Annotated in this window: 17 protein-coding genes; 9 read left to right on the forward strand and 8 right to left on the reverse strand. The window is 33.8% G+C overall.

Annotated elements, in window-relative coordinates; translation table 11 throughout:
* Window positions 1–67 precede the first annotated feature (67 nt).
* From HNP35_RS10200 to HNP35_RS10220, 5 genes are all read right to left on the reverse strand, one after another.
* Complete coding sequence (locus HNP35_RS10200) at window positions 68–1135, reverse strand: sterol desaturase family protein (protein WP_184161053.1); 1068 nt, start codon at window positions 1133–1135, stop codon at window positions 68–70.
* Window positions 1136–1368: 233 nt separating this feature from the next.
* Complete coding sequence (locus HNP35_RS10205) at window positions 1369–3294, reverse strand: arylsulfatase (protein WP_184161056.1); 1926 nt, start codon at window positions 3292–3294, stop codon at window positions 1369–1371.
* A 135-nt stretch (window positions 3295–3429) separates the two neighbouring features.
* Window positions 3430–5352, reverse strand: a complete 1923-nt coding sequence (locus HNP35_RS10210; protein ID WP_184161059.1) for an arylsulfatase — start codon at window positions 5350–5352, stop codon at window positions 3430–3432.
* 199 nt (window positions 5353–5551) lie between these two features.
* The gene (locus HNP35_RS10215; protein WP_184161062.1) at window positions 5552–7024 is read right to left on the reverse strand and encodes a RagB/SusD family nutrient uptake outer membrane protein; all 1473 of its coding nucleotides are present in this window, start codon (window positions 7022–7024) and stop codon (window positions 5552–5554) included.
* 20 nt (window positions 7025–7044) lie between these two features.
* Window positions 7045–10170, reverse strand: coding sequence for a SusC/RagA family TonB-linked outer membrane protein (locus HNP35_RS10220; RefSeq protein ID WP_184161065.1), 3126 nt, complete (start codon window positions 10168–10170; stop codon window positions 7045–7047).
* A gap of 927 nt (window positions 10171–11097) precedes the next feature.
* Between HNP35_RS10220 and HNP35_RS10225 the strand changes: the two genes are divergently transcribed.
* The 9 genes from HNP35_RS10225 (at window position 11098) to moaA (ending at window position 18039) form a co-directional block, all read left to right on the forward strand.
* On the forward strand, window positions 11098–12270 hold the full coding sequence (locus HNP35_RS10225) for a molybdopterin molybdotransferase MoeA (RefSeq protein WP_184161067.1): 1173 nt from the start codon (window positions 11098–11100) through the stop codon (window positions 12268–12270).
* Window positions 12271–12437: 167 nt separating this feature from the next.
* Window positions 12438–13010, forward strand: a complete 573-nt coding sequence (locus HNP35_RS10230) for a molybdenum cofactor guanylyltransferase (protein WP_184161070.1) — start codon at window positions 12438–12440, stop codon at window positions 13008–13010.
* A 6-nt stretch (window positions 13011–13016) separates the two neighbouring features.
* Complete coding sequence (gene cobA, locus HNP35_RS10235; protein ID WP_184161074.1) at window positions 13017–13805, forward strand: uroporphyrinogen-III C-methyltransferase; 789 nt, start codon at window positions 13017–13019, stop codon at window positions 13803–13805.
* 2 nt (window positions 13806–13807) lie between these two features.
* On the forward strand, window positions 13808–14047 hold the full coding sequence (locus HNP35_RS10240) for a MoaD/ThiS family protein (RefSeq protein ID WP_184161077.1): 240 nt from the start codon (window positions 13808–13810) through the stop codon (window positions 14045–14047).
* A gap of 9 nt (window positions 14048–14056) precedes the next feature.
* A complete protein-coding gene (gene moeB, locus HNP35_RS10245; protein WP_184161080.1) occupies window positions 14057–15133 on the forward strand; it encodes a HesA/MoeB/ThiF family protein in 1077 nt (358 codons plus the stop codon).
* Window positions 15134–15151: 18 nt separating this feature from the next.
* Window positions 15152–15505, forward strand: a complete 354-nt coding sequence (locus HNP35_RS10250) for a lysozyme inhibitor LprI family protein (RefSeq protein ID WP_184161084.1) — start codon at window positions 15152–15154, stop codon at window positions 15503–15505.
* A gap of 185 nt (window positions 15506–15690) precedes the next feature.
* Window positions 15691–16122, forward strand: coding sequence for a molybdenum cofactor biosynthesis protein MoaE (locus tag HNP35_RS10255; protein ID WP_184161086.1), 432 nt, complete (start codon window positions 15691–15693; stop codon window positions 16120–16122).
* 8 nt (window positions 16123–16130) lie between these two features.
* Window positions 16131–17045, forward strand: coding sequence for a bifunctional molybdenum cofactor biosynthesis protein MoaC/MoaB (moaCB, locus tag HNP35_RS10260; RefSeq protein ID WP_184161089.1), 915 nt, complete (start codon window positions 16131–16133; stop codon window positions 17043–17045).
* Complete coding sequence (gene moaA, locus HNP35_RS10265) at window positions 17032–18039, forward strand: GTP 3',8-cyclase MoaA (RefSeq protein ID WP_184161092.1); 1008 nt, start codon at window positions 17032–17034, stop codon at window positions 18037–18039. The genes moaCB and moaA overlap by 14 nt, the downstream gene beginning before the upstream one ends.
* Window positions 18040–18412: 373 nt before the next feature.
* On the opposite strand, the gene HNP35_RS10270 is transcribed toward moaA, so the two are convergent.
* From HNP35_RS10270 to HNP35_RS10280, 3 genes are all read right to left on the reverse strand, one after another.
* Window positions 18413–19081, reverse strand: coding sequence for a hypothetical protein (locus HNP35_RS10270; RefSeq protein ID WP_184161095.1), 669 nt, complete (start codon window positions 19079–19081; stop codon window positions 18413–18415).
* Between the two features lie 143 nt (window positions 19082–19224).
* Window positions 19225–20655 (reverse strand): rubredoxin, encoded by a 1431-nt coding sequence (locus HNP35_RS10275; protein WP_184161098.1) that lies wholly within the window; start codon window positions 20653–20655, stop codon window positions 19225–19227.
* A 269-nt stretch (window positions 20656–20924) separates the two neighbouring features.
* Complete coding sequence (locus HNP35_RS10280; protein WP_184161101.1) at window positions 20925–24440, reverse strand: nitrate reductase; 3516 nt, start codon at window positions 24438–24440, stop codon at window positions 20925–20927.
* Window positions 24441–24607 lie beyond the last annotated feature (167 nt).

Below are 24607 nucleotides of genomic sequence, written 5' to 3' on the forward strand. Positions count from 1 at the left end.
CGGCAGTGTATTCAGGATCAATTTGAATACACTGCCACATTTTATATTTTTATTTACTTACTAAATATTAGACTTGTTCCAAAACTGGAGTTGGTTCTGCAGTCTCTACTTTATTTTCTACAGGTTTAGCTTTAAATGGAAATGATAATACACCTTCTGCCAAAGAACTTCCTTCTTTTTTAGATTTGAAAATTGGCCATAAAAACTGAGCGTACCATTCTTCTTGTTTGTACGATTTTGTTCCGAAAGATTCTGGATATTTACGTGTAATCAATCCTGTTCCAAAAATCATATCCCAAATGAAGAACATGTTTCCGAAATTTCCTTTAAAATGTCCAACACCATCTCCGCTTGTATCCGCGTGATGTGCATGATGCGTTGCAGGAGTTGAAATCAGTCTTTCTAAAACCCAAGCAATTGGATGTAAAACTTTGTATTTGTAAAAAGGTTTATCCCAAGGAATACTTGAATGCGCGCCTAAAGTGATGACACTTTTAATTACCAAAACAAATAAAGCAGGTAATCCTAAACCTAAATAAGTTAAAGTTGCTGTCAAATAAATTTGAGAAAAGAAAACCGTGTAAATGAAATTTTGTCTAGAAGCCATCGCCATTCCCATGTATGGAGCCGAATGATGTGTTCTATGAAAACGCCATAAAAATGGAACTTGATGATGCAATCTATGATACCAATATTGGGTTAAATCATCTGCAATTGCGATTAGGAAAAATCCGCCCCAAAAAGGAACCCATGATAATGCATTGGCAGCATTTGGCAATAAATAAGGTAAAGCCGTTAAACTGAAAAATGCGATTATAGGAGGCAAAATTAATTTTGGCGCTAAGAAACAAACGATATCAATTTTGCGTTCTTCGCCAGTCCATTCGTCATCATATAAACCTGCGGCAAATTCTATAATTCCTAAAACAACCATAAAAGCAGTTAATCCCCAAGTTCGAATATTTTCGAAAGCTGGTTTTGCGAATTCTAAAAAAGCTGGCAATGTAATATGCGATTCGCTTACAGCGCCACCAGTTATTTTAAAATAAAGGTAAATTGCCAATACTGGCAGTGAATAAATAAAGAAACTTATTGTTAAGTCTCTAGGTAACTTTTCTTTTTGAACTATTGCCATGATTTCTTATTTTAAAAATTGATTAATTATTGTTAAACCTCCAGCTAAAATCGCTAACGGTACTAAAAACAAGATTATCCCAACGACAATCTTTTTTCCTATAATTTCATAGTCTACTCGTTTCATCTGTCTGATTTTTAATAGTTAATGTAAAACTAAACAAAATATCTTTTAATTCTATAGATTTAGTAGAATTAAATATGTTAAACTGATAACTTTTTTGTTATATTTTTTTATTTGTTTTTCTTGTGAATACGCTGTCTTAGAACATCTTGCCAATCGATTAACGGATAAAGGTTATTTTTCTTCGCCTGATTGTCGAATTCTGCTTGAAGCTCTTTTAGTTTTTCTGGGTATTTTTTAGCTAAATCGATTCTTTCGTTAAAATCGGTATTTAGATTATAAAGTTCCCAAACATCATTATCAAAATTACTTGGCTCGTCTTTTTTAGATAAAGCATCATTTTGAGTAATATCAATATAATCAGGGTGATGTGGTGCCGAAGCTTTCCAACCATCTTTATAAAGCGATCTTGAACCGAAAATATAATAATGTTGAATTTTATGTCTAGAAGGCGCTTTCGCATCAGTGTAAGAATAAGCTAAAGAAGTTCCTTGAATAGAATCTTGAGCAATTCCTCTGATTGTTTCTGGCGCTTTGATTCCGACAGTTTCTAAAGTTGTTGGCAAAATATCAATTACGTGCCCGTATTGCGTACGAATTCCAGGTGTTTTAATTCCTTTTGGATAATAAACAATCAGCGGATTGCGAGTTCCTCCTTCAGAATGTGCGTCTTGTTTTAGGTTTCTAAACGGTGTATTAGCTGCCAAAGCCCATCCGTGCGGATAATTTTCTTTTGTTGCGGCTGGAGTTCCTAATAAATTAGTTTTAGATAAATTGTTTTTCAAAGATTCTTCCTTAATCTTCGGATCAGAAAGTTTTCTGAAAGACTCATCAACCAATCCAATTGAAGTTCCTTCTTTACTTGCTCCGTTGTCTCCTAAAATAACATAGAAAATAGTATTATCTAGTTGATTAATTGATTTTAGATGATCTACAATTCGGCTCACTTCATAGTCTGTATATTCCAGATATCCGGCGTATATTTCCATAAACTGTGCATATAATTTTTTCTCATCTGCAGATAAAGTATTCCATGCAGGGACATAAGAATCACGAATTGGCAATTTAGCATCAGAAGGAATCAAACCTAATTTTTTCTGATTAGCAATTACTTTGTCACGGTAAGCATCCCAACCATCATCAAATTTGCCTTTGTATTTATCGCTCCATTGTTTTTCTACTTGATGCGGAGAATGCGTTGCTCCCGGCGCATAATACAAAAAGAATGGTTTATTAGGAGCCGCATGTTTCTGACGGTCAATGTAAGTAATAGCTTTATCTGTAATCAATTCGCTTAAATGTTTTCCTTTTAGATCGGTAGTAAACTCATTTTTAGATCGGTCTTTTTCGGCTCCATTTAATTTTGTGTTTCCATTTAGCCAAGTCTGATCTTCTACCAAATCAGGATTGTATTGATCGGTTTGAGAACCTAAGAATCCGTAAAAATGTTCAAAACCTTTTCCTGTTGGCCATCTGTCAAAAGGTCCTGCATCTGTTGCATCTTCATCGGGAGTAACTCCATATTTTCCGACTGCAAAAGTGTTATAACCGTTGTCACGCAAAATCTCTGCAATAGTTCCCGCCGAAGAAGGAAGTCTTCCGTCCCAACCAGGGAAACCTGCTGACATAGAAGTATGCGAAAATCCTCCAACGTGTACAGCATGCGAATTGCGTCCTGTTAATAATGCGGAACGTGTTGGCGCACAAATTGCTGTAGTGTGAAAGTTGGTGTAGCGTAAACCATTATTTGCTAATTTTTCAAAAGTTGGAGTATTGATTAATCCTCCAAAAGCACTAGTTGCTCCGAAACCAACATCATCTAATAGAATCCAAACTACATTTGGCGCGCCTTCTGGAGGTTTTACGGGTTCAATCCAATATTCTTTGGAATCTGCTAAAGTTTTACCAACGACACCTTTGTAATTTGGATCTGGTTTTAACTGACCAAAACTAAATTGAGCAATAAGTAAAGCAGCAATTAAAAGCCCTTTTTGATGATTTCTATGACTTTTTATGTTATTATTTATTTTTTTCATCTTTATAAGTTTATCCTGCAAGGTTTTCAAAACCTTGTAGGTGTGATTTTCAAACCTAATTAATCATTAAAGATTTTTCTGGTTGGATATTTGAAACCTACAAGGTTTTGAAAACCTTGCAGGTTATTGAAATCATTATTTTGTAGTTTCTGTATCTGCAGGTTTAGTTACTTGTTTTACTAAATCTTGAAGCGTTTTTCCTTTGTCAGCAGCAGTATTGTGAATTCTTCTATTATAAACATCTTGCCAGTCAATCAACGGGTAAACGTTGTTTTCTTTGGCTTGTTCGTCAAATAATTTCTGAAGTTCGGCTAGTTTTTCAGGATATTTTTTCGCCAAGTTATTACGTTCATTAAAGTCTTCGTTTAGGTTGTATAATTCCCAAACATCCGTATCGAAGTTACTTGCAGCTGGTTTTTCGCTTTTTCCTAAAGATTGTTTTACAGCAAATGAATCTGGTAAATGTGCAGCAGAAGCTTTCCATCCGTCTTTGTAAATTGCTCTGTTTCCAAAAATGTAGTAATACTGTACTTTGTGTAAAGATTCTGCTTTCGGATTATCAAGAGAAGCTTTAAAAGTAGAACCTTGAATAATATCTTGTTTGATGTTTTTGATATATTCAGGCGCTTTAATTCCGACAATATCTAAAGTTGTTGGAAGTAAATCGGTTACGTGGCTATATTGATTTCTAATTCCGCCTTTATCTTTAATTCCGTTTGGATAAAAAACAATCAATGGGTTGCGAGTTCCACCTTCAGAATGTGCATCTTGTTTCCAATTTTTGAAAGGAGCATTTGTCGCCTGAGCCCATCCTAACGGATAATTGGTGTTTAAACCTTTTGCAGTTCCAATCTCGCCAATGTTGTTTAAGTTGCTTTGAAGATTTTCCTCTTCTGTTTTTCCTTGAGCAAATAAACTCTGATTGATTGTTCCTTGTAAAGTTCCTTCTTTACTTGCTCCATTATCTCCAATAGCAACAAAAATCAAAGTATTATCAAGCTGTCCGCTTTGTTTTAAATAATCCACAACTCTACCAATTTCATAATCTGTATAAGTCAAGAATCCAGCGTAAACTTCCATGAATCTTGCGTAAACTTTCTTTTGGTCTGGAGTTAATTTTTTCCATTCTGTAATAAGAGCATTACGTTCTGGCAAAACAGCATTTGCAGGAATAGTTCCTAATTTCTTTTGATTTGCCAAAACTTTTTCGCGGTAAACATCCCAACCTTCATCAAATTTTCCTTTATATGGTTCAACCCATTTTTCAGCAACTTGATGAGGTGCGTGAACTGCTCCTGGCGCATAATACAAGAAAAATGGTTTTCCAGGCGCTGCTTTCTGTTGTTTCTGAATGTAGCTAATGGCTTTATCTGTAATTAATTCATTTAAATGTCTTCCGTCAGGTTTAATGTGAACTTGATCTTCAACCAAATCGGGGTTGTACTGATCGGTTTGAGAACCTAAGAATCCATAGAAATGATCGAAACCTTTTCCAGTTGGCCATCTATCAAACGGACCAGCATCTGTTGCTTCTTCATCTGGAGTAACACCATATTTTCCAACAGCGAAAGTATTATAACCATTTTCACGTAAAATCTCAGCAATTGTTCCTTTATCAGAAGGAATTCTTCCGTCCCAACCTGGAAAACCTGCAGATAAAACGGTATGAGAAAATCCGCTTACGTGAACTCTTCCTGAATTTCTTCCAGTCAATAAAGCGGCACGGGTAGGAGCACAAATTGCTGTAGTATGAAAGTTGGTGTAACGAAGTCCGTTGTTAGCTAAATTATCAAAAGTCGGCGTGTTGATTAATCCACCGAATGCACTTGCAGCTCCAAATCCAACATCGTCCAATAAAATCCAAACTACATTCGGAGCACCTTTTGGAGCCGTTACAGGATCTGGCCAATATTCTTTCGAATCAGCCAAAGTCTTGCCGATTGTTCCTTTAAACTCTGTTTTTTCTTGTGCTATTCCCAATTGAGCAATCAGGACAGCAGTAATTAAAAGCCCTTTTTTAGAGCTTTTACTCCTATTGTTATTTTTTAAATTTTTCATTTTATAGTTTTTTAGTTATATAGTTTTTTTAATAATTGTATTTTTTTAAACACATAGAATCATAGCTTTTAGAATCGATAAAAGGCGTTTCACTTGTTTAAATGTTCATAGTTCTATGTGTGGAGAAACGAGTTTCTCTTTACTTTCCCTTTTAATAATTTAAAATCTATATTTCTATGTGTTTAAAAAGCTTTCGGCATTAATATCCAGGATTCTGTGGTAAACCGTCCGGATTAATATTTCTTTCGCTTTGCGGAATTGGATAAAGATTATTTCTTTCTGAAACGGAGTTTTTAGCCGTTACCTTTTTTACCTCTGTAACCAAAGTTCCCCATCTTACCAAATCGTACCAACGCTGTCCTTCTTGAACAAATTCTTTTTTACGTTCTTCCTGAATAGCCGCTCTAAAAGTTGCCTGATTTAATGCCACTAAATCTACTGTTACATCTGGTGTTGTAATTGCCTTTCCGAATGCTCTTCGTCTAACTTGATTTATCAATTCGTAAGCTTCTGCAGTTGGTCCGCTTTGTTCATTTATCGCTTCTGCTAAAGTCAAAAGAACATCTGCATAGCGAATAATCGGAAAATTGATTGCTACGTTTGAAGGAGTAGCTAGATTAGTTAAATCCAAATATTTTTTGAAAATCGGTTTCGGAAAAGTATAAAGTGTTCCTGTTGTTGGATTCAATAATTGCTTTGCATAACTAACATCTCTTCTTTTGTCTCCTGCTGCATATATATCATAGAATAAAGCTACATCTGATACAATATCTGCTGGCTCAGTTGCTGTAAATCCAGTGAAAGAAGTTGCTTGAAAAGTACTTCCGCTAGAACCATTTCCTGCTTGATTTGGCTCAAACTGAACAGAGAAAATATGTTCTTTTCCGTTCTTTTTAGTTTTAGTGAAAATATCTTGAAAGTCTTCAAATAAAGCATAACCATATCCGCCATTAATTACCTCTCTGGCTTTTAAAATGGTATTTGGCCAATCTTTTCTTGTGATGTAAACTTTAGCTAAAATAGCTTTTGCCGCTCCAGAAGTTGCGCGTCCTGCATCTGCAGCAGTATAAGTTGCAGGCAAAGCTTCTGCATCTGTCAAATCTTTAATGATTTGAGTGTAAACTTCTTCGACGGTTGCTCTATTGGTTTTTAAACTGCCTAAATCAATTGAAGTCGCTTCGTGCAAAACAATCGGAACTCCACCCCAAAGGCGCACTGCTTGGAAATAAAGTAATGCTCTAATAAATTTAGCTTCATTAATTAATCTTGTTTTAATGACTTCATTACCTGTTACTTTCGGAATATTATCGATAGATACATTTGCTCTATTGATTCCAGCATAAATCTGTCTCCAAGCTACTTGAACGCGGTCGGTTGTTGCATCGTGAGTTAATGCACTCATCGCTCTTACTTGCGGGTTAGTCGCAGAAACTCCCGCAGCTGCGTAATCTGAACCCATATCAGTTAAGAAATAAAGGTTTCTTCCAAACAAACTTTGTTCACCAGGATCAAGACTTAAGGAAGCATAAACAGCAGTTACACTGGCAACAGCATCATCTTGTGTGTTGAAATAATTGTCTTCGGTAACAAAAGAGTTCGGTGTTACCTCAAGTTCCGTGCACGATACCAGTAAACCGGCACTTAAAAGGAATGTTATAATGATCTTTTTCATTTTGATATATTTTTTTTTACTTAGAAAGTTACATTCAAGCCCGAGATGAATGTTTTTGAATTTGGATAAGAACCAAAGTCAATTCCCGGATATAAGTTATTTTGTTCGTATGAACTTACCTCTGGATCATAACCAGTATATTTTGTCCATGTAATTAAGTTTTCTGCTGAGACATAGAATTTCACACTTTTTGTTCCGAATTTTTTAGAAACACTTTTTGGTAATGTGTAGCCTAGTGTGATTAATTTCAATCTTAAGAAAGAAGCATCTTCTACATATCTTTCAGAAACAATTCCTAAAGGCGAACTTGTAGCTCTCGGAATTTCATTACTTGGATTTGTTGGTGTCCATCTATCATTTAAAGTTGCTGCTGCATTAGTTCCAAGAGTTGAAATTTCTAATTGTTGGTTTAAAGCATTGAAGATTTTTCCGCCATAAGAACCTTGGAAAGAAAAATTCAAATCAAAATCATTGTATGAAATAGTGTTGCTGAAACTTCCAACAAACTTTGGTTGTGATGTTCCTAAATTTCCTTTGTCAAGTGCATTAATAACGCCGTCACCGTTTGTATCAACATATTTTCTATCTCCAACTTTCGTATTCGCTAAACTGTTGATTTTTGGCTGTGTATTTACTTCTTCTTGAGTTTGGAAAATTCCGTTTGTTCTGTATCCCCAGAAAGTTCCTAAAGGCAGACCAACTTTTACAATTACTGGTTGCTGTTGTAATAAAGAACCGTTTGGTACTACGGGAAAGAATTCATTTACACCATTTCCGATAGCGACAACTTTATTTTTGTTGGCAGAAAACACAATGTTTGAATTCCATGCAAAATTTTCTGTTCTCACGTTTTCAGTTGTCAAACCAATCTCGATACCTTTATTTTCAACACCACCAATATTTTGTAGAATAGTAGCATAACCTGAACTTAATGGCACTGGAACGCTGATCAATAAATCGTTTGTTTTTTTGTAATACACATCAAAAACAAAATTGATTTTTCGGTCTAATAAAGCTAAATCCAATCCAACATTATATTGATTTGTTTTTTCCCATTTCAAATCTGGATTTGCCAATCGAGTAGGAGCGAGACCTGTGTATAATGTACCTCCAAAAGAATAGTTTACAGAACCCATTGAAGCTAGAGAAAGGTAATTTCCAATTTCTTGGTTTCCTGTTGTTCCCGCGGTAATTCTAAGTTTGGCTTCGGTTACACCTTTAATGTCTTTTGCAAATTCTTCGTCGGTAATATTCCAAGAGAAACCAGCAGAAGGGAAATACCCCCAAAGTGACTCTGCACCAAATCTTGAAGAACCATCAGCACGTCCAGAAAGAGTAAAATTGTATTTTCCTTTATAAGAATAATTTACTCTCGCCAGCCAAGATTTCAATACACTTTCGTAAGCATCGCTATAAGGTTTTACGGCAACACCATCTTGTAAGGCGTTATAAGTATTGGCATCATTTACAAAAGTCTGTGCTCCTGCATTTACGACTTCGCCTTTTGTGTATTGAAGTGTATAACCTCCTAAAGCAGAAAATTTATGATTTTCTCCAAAATTTGTATTGTAATTCAATGTGTTTTCATTCAATACAGAACTTACAATTCTGTCACCAACAGAAGCTAAACCTTTTGTTCCGGCACCATTTGATGTATTTGCTGGCGCATAGTAGTTTTGTTTTGTATTGATAACATCTCCACTAACGGCAACTTTGGCAGTCAATTTTTTAGTGATTTTGTATTCGCCAAATAAGCTGGTTAAAATTCTATTGATTTTAGTTTCGTTGATTGTATTTTCCAAATCATTAATTGGATTAGGAACATAACCATTTACAGAAGTGGCATAAGGATTATTAGTAACATTATAACTTCCGTCAGCATTTTTTATCGGAACTACGGGAGCAGTCAATAAAACCCCAACTAAAGGATTTGGATTTCTTCCTCCACTGCTGCTGGCGCCTACACCATTTGAAATTGAATTTGTATAATTGGCATTTACACCAAATTTGAAATTCTGAGAATAATTTCTTTCATAATTAGCACGAAGAGAAATACGTTTAAAATCTGTAGCTATAACAACTCCGTCTTGATCAAAATAACCTGCAGAAATAGAGTATCTTGATCTTTCGTCACCGCCAGAGAAAGATAAATTATGGCTTTGCACAGGCGCTGCAGTTCTAAAAGCCGCAGACTGCCAATCATAATTACCAGAAGTTTTTAATGCTTCTATTTGTGCGTCACTAAACGAAGGAGCCTGACCGATACTTGCCTGAACATCATTTCGTAAACTTGCCCATTCGCTGGCATTCATTAATTTCAATTTTTTAGAGATATTTTGAAATCCGAAATAGCCTTGGTACGAAATATTGTCTTGTCCTTTTGTTCCTTTTTTGGTTGTAATAATAACAACTCCGTTGGCACCTCGAGAACCATAAATTGCTGTTGCAGAAGCATCTTTCAAAACTTCAATAGATTCAATATCAGCAGGATTTATGGTAGACAAAACGTTTACACTTGCGCCTGCATAAGTAACTCCAGCAGAACTGTTAGCATTATCGTTATAAATTAAAATTCCATCTACAACGTATAAAGGTTCATTTCCAGCGGTAATTGAATTTCCTCCACGAATACGAACACTCGAAGATGCGCCTGGACGTCCAGAACTTTGTGTAACTACAACCCCAGCAACAGCACCTCTTAAAAGATTATCGGCTGAAGAAGTTACTTGAGACAAATTAGCTTTTGGTACAGAAGCTACAGAACCAGTAATGTCTTTTCTTTTCTGTGTTCCATATCCAACAACGACCAATTCATTAAGTTCTTGACGTTCTTCCTTTAAGTTGATAATTATTGGATTTTTCTCTACAATTACTTCTGCCTTTTTGTAACCAATATAGCTTACAATTAAGGTGTATGGAAATTTCTGCCCCGTTTGAAAATAGAACTTTCCTTCTGCATCGGTAACAACGCCGTGAGTTGTTCCTTTAATGGTGACAGAAGCGCCTATAATAGGCTGATTTGTAATGTCATCGACTACAGTTCCATCTAGTTTTGATTGAATGAGCGGGGTTGTATTCTGGGCTTGTATGCCTGCCGTTATGAAGAGTAGAAACAGCAGTATGTGTATGTTTAACTTTTTTTTCATTTCTTTGTGTTGGTTTTAAGTAATTAACAAGACGCCCTGAGCACTGTTTATACAGCACTCTAAAAGTGTTCTTGATTTAGTGATAAATGTTCTTTAAGCCTCGCCATTTCTGTTGCCGCAGAAATGGCTTTTTTTATTTACAGCAACAGCTTTGCATTGTTTTCATTTTAGTTTTTTTAATTGTTAGTCATTTTAATTTTTGAAATATAGGTATGGTTTCAAGAATCAATCAGATGCAATAAAAATGCAACTGAAAGATTTTTGGGTAAATTCAATAAATATTTTGGGTGGTGAATTTTTAAGAGATCTGCTTTTGAAAAAAGAAATAAAAAGCACATAAATTAAAAGTAGATTTTTAACAACAGAAACACATATAACAGAAAGTGTTATAAGTGTATACTTTAGGAAGAATGTAATGCGATATGCTTTCTGTCGTTTTCACAATAATAATTTTTATGTTTGAAACATTATTTAAACTCTACTAATCCTATAGACAAAGTTAAATTTTATATAATAAAAACCAAAAGTTTAAAGATTTTTTTTTGAAAAAACTGCCATTACAAGTGCTTGCAAAAGCGCTATTCTTTCGAAACTACCTTATTTTAAAGGAGATGCGAAATGATTTTAAATGAGAAGAAATGTTAAAATAAAATTTAAGATAAACTTTAAAATGTAGTATTTTACATGGTTTTAAGGCTCTTTTTTAAAAGATTTCAAAACTCATTTTCCTTAAAAAACATTCAAAAACGTCAGCAAAAAGCTTTTAAGGAGATTATTATGGAAATTTCTAAACTAATTTTAAAAGTGATTTCGAATAAATTAGAGTAAATTTATAGAGGTTAAAAGAAAATAAAATTTTTTATTCATGATAAGAATAAATACTTATATTTGTAATAAGTATTTTTACTTAGTTTTATAATTAGAAAAATGATAGAAGTAAAAGAAGCATTAGAAATCGTTGCAGCAAATAGCTCTAGTTTGTCGACACAAAAGATAGCGGTAAAAAAAGCATTAGGTTATATTCTCGCAGAAACGATTTATTCGCCAATTTCGATGCCACCTTTTAGACAGTCTGCAATGGACGGTTATGCTTTTATTCATTCAGAAAGACATCAATTTGATATTGTTGGAATTTCTCAAGCTGGAGATCATTCTAATATTAAAATTAAAGAAAACGAAACGATAAGAATTTTTACTGGCGCTTATGTTCCAGACAATGCAGATACGGTTGTGATGCAGGAACATGTTATGGCAAACGAAAAATCAATTTTGATTGCTACAAAGCCAGAACCTTTTGCTAATATTAGAAATAAAGGTGAACAAATTAATATTGAAGATGTAGTTTTTGATGCAAATACAGTAATTACTCCAGCTGCAATTGGTTTTTTAGCCTGTTTAGGAATTACAGAAATTACAGTTTATAAAAAGCCAAAAGTGGCTATTTTGGTAACAGGAAACGAATTGGTAAAACCGGGCAAGAAACTTTCAAAAGGGAAGATTTACGAAAGTAATTCTGTGATGTTAGCGGCAGCGTTGCAAACAATCGGAATTAAAAAGATAAAAATACATACCGTTAAAGACAATTTAAAAGCAACACAAAAAGCATTAAAATCCATTCTGAAAAAAAATGATATTGTCTTGATTTCTGGCGGAATTTCTGTTGGTGATTACGATTTCGTTAAAGAGGCATTGATTAAAAATGGAGTAGAAGAGCTTTTTTATAAAATTAACCAAAGACCTGGAAAACCAATGTTTTTCGGATCTAAAAAAGAAACTTTGGTTTTTGCTCTTCCAGGAAATCCGGCTTCATCGCTGACGAATTTTTATATTTATGTTTATCCAGCCATTAGAAACAGAATGGGATTCTCGAATACACATCTGCCGAAAATTGTTCGTAAATTGAATAGCTCTTTTGAAAATACAACTGGGAAAACACTTTTTCTAAAAGCGTTATATGATGAAACTTCAGTGACAATTCTAGAGGGACAAAGTTCTGCAATGCTTAATTCTTTCGCTATAGCGAATGGTTTAATCATTATACCGCAGGACGCACAAAATATTAAAAAAGGTCAGCTAGTTACGATATTACCGATTGATTAGAGTTGAAAGAGGGAAGAAGCAAGAAACAAGAGGAAAGAGGAAAGGGGAAAGAAGCAAGAAGCAAGAGGAAAGATTTGAGATGTATTATGAGAAACGCTATATAAATAAAAACACATAGCACATCAACCTGAAACTTGAAACCTGAAACAAAATAAAAAAACAAAACCATGGAAACACTAACAGTATTTATTCTTTGTGGAGGAAAAAGCTCTAGAATGCAGTCAGAAAAAGGATTGGTTTTGTTTCAGGAAAAACCTTTCATAGAACATATTATTCAGGCAATTTTACCTATTACAGATCAAATAAAATTAATTACAGCTTCGAAAGAATATGATTATTTGGAGTATGAAAAAATTCCGGATTTAGTTATAGATAAAGGTCCGCTTGGTGGAATTTACACCGCTTTGTCACATTCTGAAACCGAATTTAATCTCATATTAAGCTGTGATATTCCGTTAATTTCTACAGAATTATTACAGGAATTAATTTCAAAACATACAAAAGAAGCTGAAATTACAGTTTTTGCTTCCGAAAGTAAAACACATCCATTAATCGGAATTTATTCTAAAAGTATCGTTCCAACGATTAAAGAAGCAATCGAATCGAATGAATTGAAAATGATGGATTTGCTGGCTAAATTACCGCACCAAATTATCAACATAGAAGAAAGTGAGAACTTTCATTTAACTAATATTAATTCGGCTGATGAATTAAACGACTTGAATATCAATTTAATGTAAAAGACTATGCGAAATTTAAAAACCCCGAAATTGACGATTGTAGGCGCAGGTCCTGGTGATGTTGAATTGATTACCATAAAAGCAATTAAAGCTTTAGAAAGTGCCGATGTAGTTTTGTACGATGCTTTAGTAAATGAAGAATTACTAGAGTATGCATCAAATGCTGAAATTGTTTTTGTTGGAAAACGTTTAGGTTGTCATGCTTATACACAAGATCAGATTAACGATTTGATTGTTTCGATGGCTAATCTTCACGGACATGTAGTTCGCCTAAAAGGTGGCGATTCTTTTGTTTTTGGAAGAGGAAGCGAAGAAATAGATTATGCTATAAAATTTGGATTAGAAACGGCTGTTGTCCCAGGAATTTCATCTGCTTTAGGCGTTCCAGCTTCGGCGGGAATTAGTTTGACACAGCGCAAAATAGCAGAAAGTTTTTGGGTAATTACAGGAACTACATCTAATCACGAATTGTCTAAAGATGTTCATTTAGCATCAAAATCGGCTGCTACAGTAGTTATTTTAATGGGAATGCATAAATTAGATGAAATCATTTCGATTTATCAGAAAAATAGAAATGATGATCTTCCAATTGCAATTATTCAGAACGGAACGAAAAATTCAGAACAAAAAGTGATTGGAACTATAAACACAATCACTAAATTGGTATCCGAAAATAACATTTCATCACCTGCTATTATTGTGATTGGTGAAGTAGTGAAAAATACGTCAAAATTAACGGAGTATTTTCAGGAACATTTTGACGATGAATTTATTTTTCAGAATTTAAATTTATAAAAATGATTGAAGTTAAATATTTTGGAGCTGTAGCCGAAAAAACTAAATGTGAATTCGAAAAATTATCTTTTTCTGAAGAATTGTCATTGCAAAAATTATTGCAGGATTTGAACGAAAAATATGAATTTGAATCATTGACTTTTAGCGTTGCAGTAAATCAAAAAATAGTTTCAAAGATTTCAGATTATACTTTACAAACAAGTGATATTGTAGCATTATTACCCCCATTTGCAGGAGGTTAATTAAAAATAATGAAAGATTCAACGAGATATAACCGACAAATTATTCTTCCAGAAATTGGAGAAGAAGGACAGTATGAATTATCAAAAGCAAAAGTTTTAGTAATCGGTGCTGGAGGTTTAGGTGCAGCAATTTTGCCTTATTTAGCTGCGGCTGGAGTTGGAGAAATCGGAATTATGGATGATGATGCAATCGAGATTTCAAACTTACATCGACAAGTGATTTATAAAACTTCGGCTGTCGGAAAATCGAAAGTAGATCAAGCTAAATTGATGATTTCAGAATTGAATCCAGAAATAAAAGTAATTGCTTTTTCGGAAAAATTATCTGGTAAAAATGCGCTTTCACTTTTCGAAAAATATGATATTATTGTCGATGCAACAGACAATATTTCCATTAAATATTTAATAAATGATGCTTGTCTTTTAGTCAATAAACCAATGGTTTATGGCTCTGTTTTTAGATTTCAAGGTCAGGTTTCGGTTTTCAATTATCAAAACGGACCAACCTACAGGTGTTTATATCCAGATGAAAATAAGAATGCTTTAAATTGCGAAGATGCTGGCGTAATTGGAGTTACCGTTGGAATGATTGGAATGCTTCAAGCCAATGAAGTTTTAAAAATAATTCTAGGAATTGGAAATGTTCTAAGTGGAAAAATATTGGTTTACGATATTTTAAACAGCGAACAGCAAAAGTATGATTTCGAAAAAAATGCTAATCTTGAAATAACCAAAGAAGATTTTGAGCGACAATATAATTCAGAGGGAAATCAAATTCATGAAGTACAATTCGATGCAATTTTAAATGAAATAGAAAATGATGAAATTCTCTTTTTAGATGTTAGAAATAGAGATGAATCGCCAAAAATCAATTTAAAAAATCAGATTCAAATTCCGTTAATGCATTTGGAAAATGAAATTGAAAAACTGCATAAAAATCAAAGGATTTATATTTTTTGCCAATCTGGAATAAGAAGTAAAATTGCAACAGAATTACTTCAAAAACATCAATTTAAAAAAGTAAAAAGTATTTCTGGCGGTGCTTTAGCAATGAAAAATTTATTGAAAGAAAAAATATCTATTTAAAACTTAATAATTTTTACGATGAAAAAAATATTCATGGTTTTGTTTTTGTGTTTTTGTTTTAATCAAATAATGTTTTCTCAGAAGCATGTCGATGCTACAGGCGAAACAGAGCTTTATGAAGCTTATGATAAAGCAGATAAAGAATTGAATCAAGTTTATAATCAGCTAAAAAAGAAATTAGGTGCTAAAGATCAAACAGCTTTAGTTGCTGCCCAAAAAGATTGGATAAAGTTTAGAGATTCTAATTGTAAATTTAAATCTTATCCCGAAGGTATGGGTGGAGTTATAGCAAGTAAAATGTACGCAGATTGTAGAATGCAGCTTACAATTAGCAGAACAAAAGAATTGAAAAGCTTGATGAATGGCTTTTAAAATTCTTAATAAGAATTAGAGATATTTATAGTCGCAGATTAAAAGATTATAATTTAGATTTTCACCCTGAGCGAAGTTGAAGGGTGCGCCAGTTGGAATTGGGCTTCGACTTCGCTCAGCCTGACAAATTGGATGTAAAAATCATTTTAATCCTTTTAATGTGTGGCAAATAAAAAACATAAAAAATGAGTAAAAATGTATTTGTAGAAGGGCCAATTTCTCCTGAATTTATAGCAGAATCGATTGCCAAACATCAATCCAAACATACAATCGGAGCGCATAATATTTTTTTAGGACAAGTTCGTGCCGATGTGATTCATGACAATACGGTTGTGGCGATTGATTATTCGGCATACAAAGACATGGCAAATGAGGCTTTGTACACAATTAGAGAAAAAGCTTTCGCTAAATTCGATTTAACCTGTATGCATATTTATCATAGTTTAGGCGTTGTAAAGGCTGGTGAAATCTGTTTATTCGTTTTTGTTTCGGCAACTCGTCGCAAACAAGTTTATGAAGCAACAGAAGCTATTGTAAATTGGATAAAAACAGACGTTCCGATTTTTGGTAAAGAAATGTTTGAAAACGATACATTTACTTGGAAACAAAATAGTTAAAAAATAAAATGGTAGATATTACCCATAAAATAAGCACTTTAAGAGTAGCAACTGCAACTGCAATAGTAAAAGTTAGCCGACAAGAAACTGTTGATGCCGTTGTGAATAATTTAGTGCCAAAAGGAAACGTTTTTGAAATGGCAAAAACTGCTGGATTGTTTGCAGTAAAAAATACGCATTTATCGATTCCAGATTGTCATCCGCTTCCTATTGAATACACAGCCGTTGAATACAATATTGAAGGTTTAGAAATACATATTATTTTCAAAGTCAAAACCGTTTACAAAACTGGAGTTGAGGTCGAAGCTATGCACGGCGCGTCTATCGTGGCTTTGACAATGTACGATATGCTGAAACCGATTGATAAAGAAATTGAAATTTCAACTATTAAATTGGTTAATAAAGAAGGCGGAAAATCGTCTTTCAAAAATAAATTTTCGAATGTTATTAAAGCCGCTGTTTTCGTTTGTTCCGATTCAATTTTTGCTGGAGATAAAGAAGATAGATCTGGAAAAGTTATTGTTGAAAAATTAGATTCATACGGAGTTGAAACTTCGCATTACGAAATCATTCCAGACGAATTGGATATTATTCAGGAAAAAACAAAAGCTTTCGCTAAAGATAATCAGCTCGTTATTTTTACTGGTGGAACAGGTTTATCTCCGCGAGATGTCACTCCAGAAGCTTTGGCTCCTTTATTAGAAAGTAGAATTCCAGGAATAGAAGAAGCGATTCGTAATTACGGACAACAAAGAATGCCTTATGCGATGCTGTCTAGAACTGTTGCTGGAACTTTAGGAAAAACTGTCGTTTTAGCATTGCCAGGTTCAACAAACGGCGCAAGAGAATCTATGGATGCTGTTTTTCCTCATTTGCTGCACGTTTTTCATATTTTAAAAGGAAAAAATCATGACAGCCTCTAACACTATTTTGACGGATGGTTTTGGACGCAAGCACAATTATTTGCGCATTTCGCTGTTGGAAAAATGCAACCTGCGTTGTACGTACTGCATGCCAGCTGATGGAATCGCACTTTCTCCAAAAGCAAGTTTAATGACTGCCGAAGAGATTTTTGCTATTGCCCAAACTTTCGTAAAAAATGGTGTTGATAAAATAAGATTAACCGGCGGAGAACCTTTATTAAGAAAAGATTTTCCAGAAATTGTTTCCAAATTATCTGAATTAGAAATTTCGCTTTCTATTACAACAAACGGAATCTTAATTGATCGTCATATTGAGACTTTAAAGCAATTTAAAGTCAAAAAGATTAATTTGAGTTTAGATACTTTGATTTCGTCAAAATTTCATTCTATAACGCTTAGAAATCAGTTTGAAAAAGTTATTGATAATTTGCATTTGCTTTTAAATCATGATTTTGATGTAAAAGTAAATGTGGTTTTAATAAAAGGTTTTAATGATAACGAAATCGTAGATTTTATAAAACTGACTCAGTTTCTGCCCATTTCTGTACGCTTTATCGAGTTTATGCCTTTTGCTGGAAACGAGTGGGATAGAAGTAAAATGGTTTCGCAAAAAGAGATTTTAGATTTAGTTGAAACTCAATTTCCTTTAGAAGTAATTCAAAAATTAGAAAACGAAAAAAACTTCACTTCTAGAAATTATAAAATAAAAGATTTTCAAGGCAATTTCGGAATCATCAGTTCTATTACAAATCCCTTTTGTGACAGCTGCAACCGCATCCGCTTGACGGCCAACGGAAAAATAAAAAACTGTCTTTTCTCTAACTCAGAAACCGATTTATTGACCGCTTTTAGAAATGGAGAATCGATCACTGATTTGATTTCAAATTCCATTCAAAATAAAAAGAAAGTTCGTGCAGGAATGTCTACAGTTAATGAAATTAATGATCCAACGCTTCATTTTGATAATCGTAGTATGATTGCGATTGGAGGGTGATATTAATTGTTAATTGTTAATTGTTAATTGTTAATTGTTAATTGTTAATTGTTAATTGTTGATTGTTGATTGTTGATTGTTGATTGTTGATTGTTGATTGTTGATTGTTGATTGTTGATTGTTGATTGTTGATTGTTGATTGAAGGATTTTATTAACTATACTTCTTCTTTATGATATAATGTTTGTCAGGCTGAGCGAAGTCGAAGCCTTATCCGTATAGTTTGTCATTCCGAGGAACGAGGAATCTCCACACGAAACTCCGTTTCTATAGTCACCAATCTTTGTCGAGCTTCTTACGGAGATTCCTCGTTCCTCGGAATGACAAACTATATCAATAAAAAAGGCTCAACTTGCGTCAAACCTTTCTTAAAATTATTTTTTCTTTTTAGCTTTCGCTTTTTTCAATGCTTTTGCTTTCTTTTCAGCTGCTTTTTTAGCTTTGGCTTTCTCTTTTGCCTTTTTCGCTTTTTCTTTCTTCTTTTCAGCTGCTTTTAGTTTCGCTTTTTTTGCTTTTTCTAATTTTTTAATAACAGCTTTTATCGCTTTTTCTCTTTTCTTTTCTTTCTCTTTTTTAGCTTTGAGTTTGGCTTTCAGTTTTGATTTTATATCGTTTTTTTTGCCAATTTTTTCAACAGTCAAAATAGGTTTATTTTCTTCGGTAGGAATATCATTTGTTTGAATTTCTACAATTTCGGAAACTATTGGTTCTTTTTTTACTGGCGTTGTAGTTGCTTTTTTAACGGTTGCTCTAGGAGTTGCTTTCGATGCCGCTCTTACTGGCGTTTTTACAGCAGGTTTAACTGTTGCGGCTGGAGCTTTCGTTGCTGGAGTTTTTGCTGTTGTTGTTCTAGATGTTGCCGTTTTAGCCGGTGTTGTTTTTGTAGCCGCGGTTTTTGAAGCGGGTGTCTTTGTTGCAGTTCTCGTAGTTCTTTTTACTACTGCTTTTGCTTCTGGTTGCACTTCTGTAGTGGTTTCTACGACTGTTTCTGCTGGAATATCGGTATTATTTACAGCAGGAGTACTTGAATTTCGTTTTATCATAACTGTATTTTTTATTGAGTAAAATAGCTTAGTACTAAAAAAAATAAAGGCATTTGGGGTTTAATGCCGTATGGTTATTTCTTAGCTTAGCTAAATATACGGAATTTTTAAATACATAAATGTTAAGCTTTTACAAGATAATTTTATTGTTTAACAAGTTCTAAAATTCTAAAATTGCTTTTGGGAGCTTCGCATAAAGAACAGCAATAGGTTTCAGGAAGATTTTCGAATAAAATACCTTTCGGAATTCCTTGTGTTTCATCTCCGTATTCTGAATTATAAAGTGTTAGACATTCTTGACATTGATAAATATCTAATGGTGGTTTTTCTTTTTTCTGAAGATTTTCTGCTGTTTCTGATGCCGTATTTCCTAACTCTTCAAAATATTTCTTACTCAATTCAATTAAAATAGTTGGCAATTCCAGTTTATCGATATCTTGAGAATGCACAATATATTCGCGTGTATTTGGATCAAAATTTTTAGCAAATAATACATTATAAGTATCTCTAATTTTAATAGATTCTAAAGCAGCTGGCAATTCATTTTTTTCGATTACAATTGACGTAAAATAATGTCCGTCGCGATTGTATTCTGAAATTCCAAAGTTCAATCCGTATGTACTAATGTCAAATTGATCTAGTGTGCGAACTAGAAACGTTTTTAGATTTAAAGCCCATTCCATTGCAACAGGTAAATGCCAGTTTAATTCTAATAAAGAATGACGAACATTGATACCACGTTTTCCTAGGAATTTTTCCCATTCTAATTTCCTGCCTTTTGGAATTCCTTTTATAATGAAAGATTTCCAAGGCGTGATGCAGATTTTACCGATTTTACATTCAAAACACAAATCGCACATTTCTTTTAGAAAATCTAAATCGTAAAGATTATTTCGCCAATACAGTCCCAGCCAGTATTGATCAATTCCCATTCTATTCATTCCTTCGTAATAAGGAAATGGATAAAAAGGAACATTTAATGGTTTGTCAATTGTACGATTATTGGTGTCTAATGCTTCACTTACCAAAGTAAAAAGCATTTCGATATCAATTGATTCTTCTGCTTCAATTTTCTCAATTTGATAATAAATTTTTGCCAAATCCCAAGAATAAAGCAAAACGGGATAAATTTCCATTTTTTCCCATTTAGGAAGACGAATATATAAATACCAATAATCTTCTATTTCTGAAGCTATAAAATTCAAATGTCCCGTAAACAAAGGAACTAATTGCTGTTTTGGGTCTGTTATGTTAACTTTTAGTTGTGGCTGTTCTTTAAATTCTTCTAAAATATAGAGAAAGCGATTTCCAGTCAACCAATTGGTATTTCTGAAAATATCAGTCGAAACATAAGACGATACAATATTATTCCCGCTCTTTTGATCAGGATAAACAAAATGATGTTTGCCTAAAGTAGTTTTATCCAAAGATTTAAATCCTTTTGGAAAAATAATATCCTGTCTTGAACCAAAAGAAATGGAATCCAGACCTTCTTCTGAAGCAATATTTACAACCTCTCTAAGCTCTCCCGGCGAAATAACGCCTCCTTTTACTATTAATCTTGTTAGTTCCATGGTTTTTTGTTTCAGGTTTTCTTTGTTTCAAGTTTAAGGTTTTGGATTGTGTTTATTTTAACGCAAAGAACGCAAAGATTTTTCGCAAAGGTTTTTAAGGTTTATATTCCGTGTGTGATTTTTTTCTTTTTAAGCTCACAAAGCTTGATTAAAATCTATTCTCAAGCTTTGTGAACTTTGCCTTCTTTTAAATATACTTTGCGAAACTTTGCGAAAAAAACTTTGTGTTCTTTGCGTTAAAATTTATACTCAAAGTAAAGAAAGACAACCTATCTACACTTTGCAAGAATCTCCTTAACCTCTGTTTTACAGCTTCCGCATCCTAGACCTGCGCCTGTGTTTTTGCATAATTCGGTAAAATCGTTTACACCGCTTTTAATCGTTTCTTCAATGTTTCCAGCTCCAACTTGACTGCAGGAACACACTAATTTTCCTAAAACCGGTTTTGTGTTAGAACTTCCTCTTAAAAGCGTATTTCGTTTGTCTGATAATTCGATTTTGCTTTCGATCATGGTCTTGAATTCGGCAAACTCGTTTTTATCTCCCATTAAAATAGCACCAACCAAAAGATCATCTTTTACAATACATTTTTTGTAATAGCGTTTTTTCAAATCTGTGAAAACAATTTCTTCGTACGAATCATCGTTTTCTGGAATCGTCAAATCACCAATGCTGCAAAGGTTGATATCTTCTAATTTTAGAATATTCATTAAAATCGAACCTTTGTAATAACTACTGATATCTCCAGCTAAAAAGTTAGCCAGAATATCAGCCTGTTCTTCGGCGGCAGAAGTGATTCCGAATAATTTATTATTGAATTCGGCTATTTCACCAATTGCAAAAATATCTGGATTTGATGTCTGTAAATATTGATTGACTTTTACGCCGCGTCCGCAGATTAAACCGCTTTCTCGGGCAATTTCAATATTCGGAATTGTTCCAATAGTGTAAACAATCGCATTTGCTGTTAGGATTTTACCACTTTTTAAAGCAATTTCAATTTCGTTCGGATTATCGGTTTCAAAAACAGTGCTGACTTCATTATCAAAATAAATCTGAATATCTCGAAGCTGTACTTCCTCAGCCAATAATTTGCTCGAAATTCGATCTAGCTGACGTTCCATCAAACGTGAAGCCCTTTGAATAATCGTAGTTTTTACTTTTTTATGTTTTAAAGCAGCAGCCAATTCTAAACCTAATAATCCACCTCCAATAATTACTACATGCTGTTCTTCTGGCGGAAGATTGGTACTGTCAAGATGTTTCTTTAAACGATCTGCATCTTCTTTTCTTCGAACGGTAAATCGACCTGGAAGATGAAGCTGGGCATTTTCTGGAACAAAAGGACGGCTTCCCGTAGCTAAAATTAGAGAATCGAAAGTGTGAATTTCTCCTTGACTGTCTACAATTGTCTTTTTGTTCGAATCTAATTTTTCAATAGCAACTCCAGCTTTCATAGTAATATTTAATTTATTGAAAGCTTCGCCATCTCTGACTTTTAAAAGTTGTTCCCAGCTAAATTCTCCTGTCATGTATTCGGGAAGTAAAACACGATTGTAAAACGGATTTATTTCATTAGAAAAAACAATAATTTCGTCAGTAGTATTGAATTCACGATAATTTTGAATGAATCGGAAAGAGGCTGCTCCAGCGCCAACAATAGCAATTTTCTGAAACGGTTTTACGTATTTTTTAATCGAAACTGTAGTGAACTTAAAATCAGGTTCTTTTGAAACTGGATCGACAACAGTATTGGTTAAATTATTCGTTCTGTTTAAATCATTTTCAAGCTGTTTCCCCCAATGCATTGGTAAGAAAACTACTTTTTCTTTAATAGAATCCGTCACTTTTGCTTTTACTCGAACTTCTCCATTTTTGCTTGTAACAGTAACAATATCACCGTTTTTAATATCATTTTTGAAAGCATCAATTGGATTGATTTCTAAAACCGGACTAGGAATATGCGTTAGTAATCTAGACACTTTTCCTGTTTTGGTCATCGTGTGCCATTGATCGCGAATTCTTCCTGTAGTTAAAATAAAGGGAAATTCATCGTTTGGTTGAACTGAAGTGTTTTCGATAGAAGTTGGCAAATTGAAAATCGCCTTGCCAGAAGGTGTATAAAATTTTCTATCTGTAAATAATCTTGGAGTTCCAGGATGATTATAATCAGGAACTGGCCACTGAAAAGTGCCTTCGGTTTTTAAACGATTGTAATTTAAGAATGAAATATCAATGTTAGTGTTTTTGGTAAGCGCACAATGTTCTTTGTAAATTTCTTCTGCACTGTTGAAATTGAATCCATTGAAATTCATTTTTTTAGCAAAACGAATTAAAATTTCGATATCTGGAAGCGCTTCACCTGGAGCATTAATACCTTTTGGTAAATACGAAATACGACGCTCCGAATTGGTCATTGTTCCTTCTTTTTCGAGCCATCCAGCAGCTGGCAAAAGTAAATCGGCAAATTTAGCCGTATCAGCATTATGCGAAATATCTTGAACAACTACGAATTTTGCATTTTGAAGCGCTTTTTCGGCTTTTCGGGAATCAGGTAAACTTACAAGCGGATTGGTACAAATAATCCAAACGGCTTTCATTTTTCCAGATTCTAAGGCTTCAAACATTTCTGTTGCCGTTAAACCTGGTTTGTCCGAAATCTCGTCAACGCCCCAAAAATCTGCTACTTCTTTGCGATGTGCTGGGTTTGCAATATCTTTATGTGCTGCCAAAAGCGTTGCCATTCCGCCAACTTCACGTCCGCCCATAGCGTTGGGCTGACCTGTTAATGAAAACGGTCCAGAACCTGGTTTTCCAACTTGTCCAGTTAGTAAAGACAAATTCAATAATGCTGTATTTTTATCTACTCCAACGGCACTTTGGTTGAGTCCCATTGCCCAAAGTGAGATAAAACCTTTAGCCTTTCCGATAATGTCAGCAGCCAATTTAATTTCGTTTACAGGAATACCGCAAAGTTTTGAAGCCTTTTCTAAAGATGTTCCTAAAACCAAATCTTTATACTGTTTGAAATTCTCAGCATGATTTTTAACAAAATCATGATCGACATAACCTTTTTCGATAATTCTTTTGGCAATAGCATGATATAAAATGATATCAGACCCTGGAATAATCTGTAAATGTAGATCAGCAAAAGCAGCTGTGTCGGTTCGTCTTGGATCGATACAAATTATTTTCGTTTTAGGATTTTTCTCTTTATGTTTTTCTAGTCTTCTGAAAAGGATAGGGTGGCACCATGCCGGATTTGCACCTGTAATTAAAAAAGTGTCTGCCAGTTCAATATCGTCATAAGCAATAGGGACAGAATCTTCACCAAAAGTTTTTTTATAGCCGACTACGGCAGAACTCATGCAAAGTCGGGAATTGGTATCGATGTTATTGGTTTTTAAAAAACCTTTGACTAGTTTGTTTACTAAGTAATATTCTTCCGTTAAACATTGTCCAGAAATATAAAATCCGACGCTATCTGGTCCATGTTTTTTTATGATTGAAGAAAAAACGGCTGCTGCACGGTCTAATGCGGTATCCCAATTTACTCGCTCCAGTGGATAATTCTTGCTGCCACGCATTTCAGGATATAAGATTCTGTCTGAAGTGTCGTTGGCTACGTAATGCAGATTCATTCCTTTAGAACATAACATTCCTTTGTTTACCGGATGATCTTTGTCACCTTCAACCATAACGCCATTTTTAGCATCATTGGTTACAACAATACCACAGCCAACGCCGCAATACGAACAGGTAGTTTTGATTTTGGTATTTTGCATTAGCCTACTTTTTTAGAACTGATTCTGAAATCTATTTTAGATGTAAATAAATTACGTATACAAAAATAAGTATTTTTACGTATTAATACGTAATTTTTAAATTTATTTTTTTATTTTTGATGCAATAAAATGAGCAACAACAAATTAGTTTTTAATCTGATAAAAAT

This window comes from Flavobacterium notoginsengisoli (assembly GCF_014207905.1).
Classification (GTDB): Bacteria; Bacteroidota; Bacteroidia; order Flavobacteriales; family Flavobacteriaceae; genus Flavobacterium; species Flavobacterium notoginsengisoli_A.

Bases quoted from the DNA above. Each gene is read 5' to 3' on its own strand.
- HNP35_RS10210 (WP_184161059.1), bottom strand. From the start codon at position 5,352: ATGAAAAATTTAAAAAATAACAATAGGAGTAAAAGCTCTAAAAAAGGG.
- moaCB (WP_184161089.1), top strand. From the start codon at position 16,131: ATGGTAGATATTACCCATAAAATAAGCACTTTAAGAGTAGCAACTGCA.
- moaA (WP_184161092.1), top strand. From the start codon at position 17,032: ATGACAGCCTCTAACACTATTTTGACGGATGGTTTTGGACGCAAGCAC.
- HNP35_RS10215 (WP_184161062.1), bottom strand. From the start codon at position 7,024: ATGAAAAAGATCATTATAACATTCCTTTTAAGTGCCGGTTTACTGGTA.
- HNP35_RS10270 (WP_184161095.1), bottom strand. From the start codon at position 19,081: ATGATAAAACGAAATTCAAGTACTCCTGCTGTAAATAATACCGATATT.
- HNP35_RS10275 (WP_184161098.1), bottom strand. From the start codon at position 20,655: ATGGAACTAACAAGATTAATAGTAAAAGGAGGCGTTATTTCGCCGGGA.
- HNP35_RS10280 (WP_184161101.1), bottom strand. From the start codon at position 24,440: ATGCAAAATACCAAAATCAAAACTACCTGTTCGTATTGCGGCGTTGGC.
- HNP35_RS10205 (WP_184161056.1), bottom strand. From the start codon at position 3,294: ATGAAAAAAATAAATAATAACATAAAAAGTCATAGAAATCATCAAAAA.
- HNP35_RS10225 (WP_184161067.1), top strand. From the start codon at position 11,098: ATGATAGAAGTAAAAGAAGCATTAGAAATCGTTGCAGCAAATAGCTCT.
- HNP35_RS10250 (WP_184161084.1), top strand. From the start codon at position 15,152: ATGAAAAAAATATTCATGGTTTTGTTTTTGTGTTTTTGTTTTAATCAA.
- HNP35_RS10230 (WP_184161070.1), top strand. From the start codon at position 12,438: ATGGAAACACTAACAGTATTTATTCTTTGTGGAGGAAAAAGCTCTAGA.
- HNP35_RS10200 (WP_184161053.1), bottom strand. From the start codon at position 1,135: ATGGCAATAGTTCAAAAAGAAAAGTTACCTAGAGACTTAACAATAAGT.
- cobA (WP_184161074.1), top strand. From the start codon at position 13,017: ATGCGAAATTTAAAAACCCCGAAATTGACGATTGTAGGCGCAGGTCCT.
- HNP35_RS10220 (WP_184161065.1), bottom strand. From the start codon at position 10,170: ATGAAAAAAAAGTTAAACATACACATACTGCTGTTTCTACTCTTCATA.
- moeB (WP_184161080.1), top strand. From the start codon at position 14,057: ATGAAAGATTCAACGAGATATAACCGACAAATTATTCTTCCAGAAATT.
- HNP35_RS10255 (WP_184161086.1), top strand. From the start codon at position 15,691: ATGAGTAAAAATGTATTTGTAGAAGGGCCAATTTCTCCTGAATTTATA.
- HNP35_RS10240 (WP_184161077.1), top strand. From the start codon at position 13,808: ATGATTGAAGTTAAATATTTTGGAGCTGTAGCCGAAAAAACTAAATGT.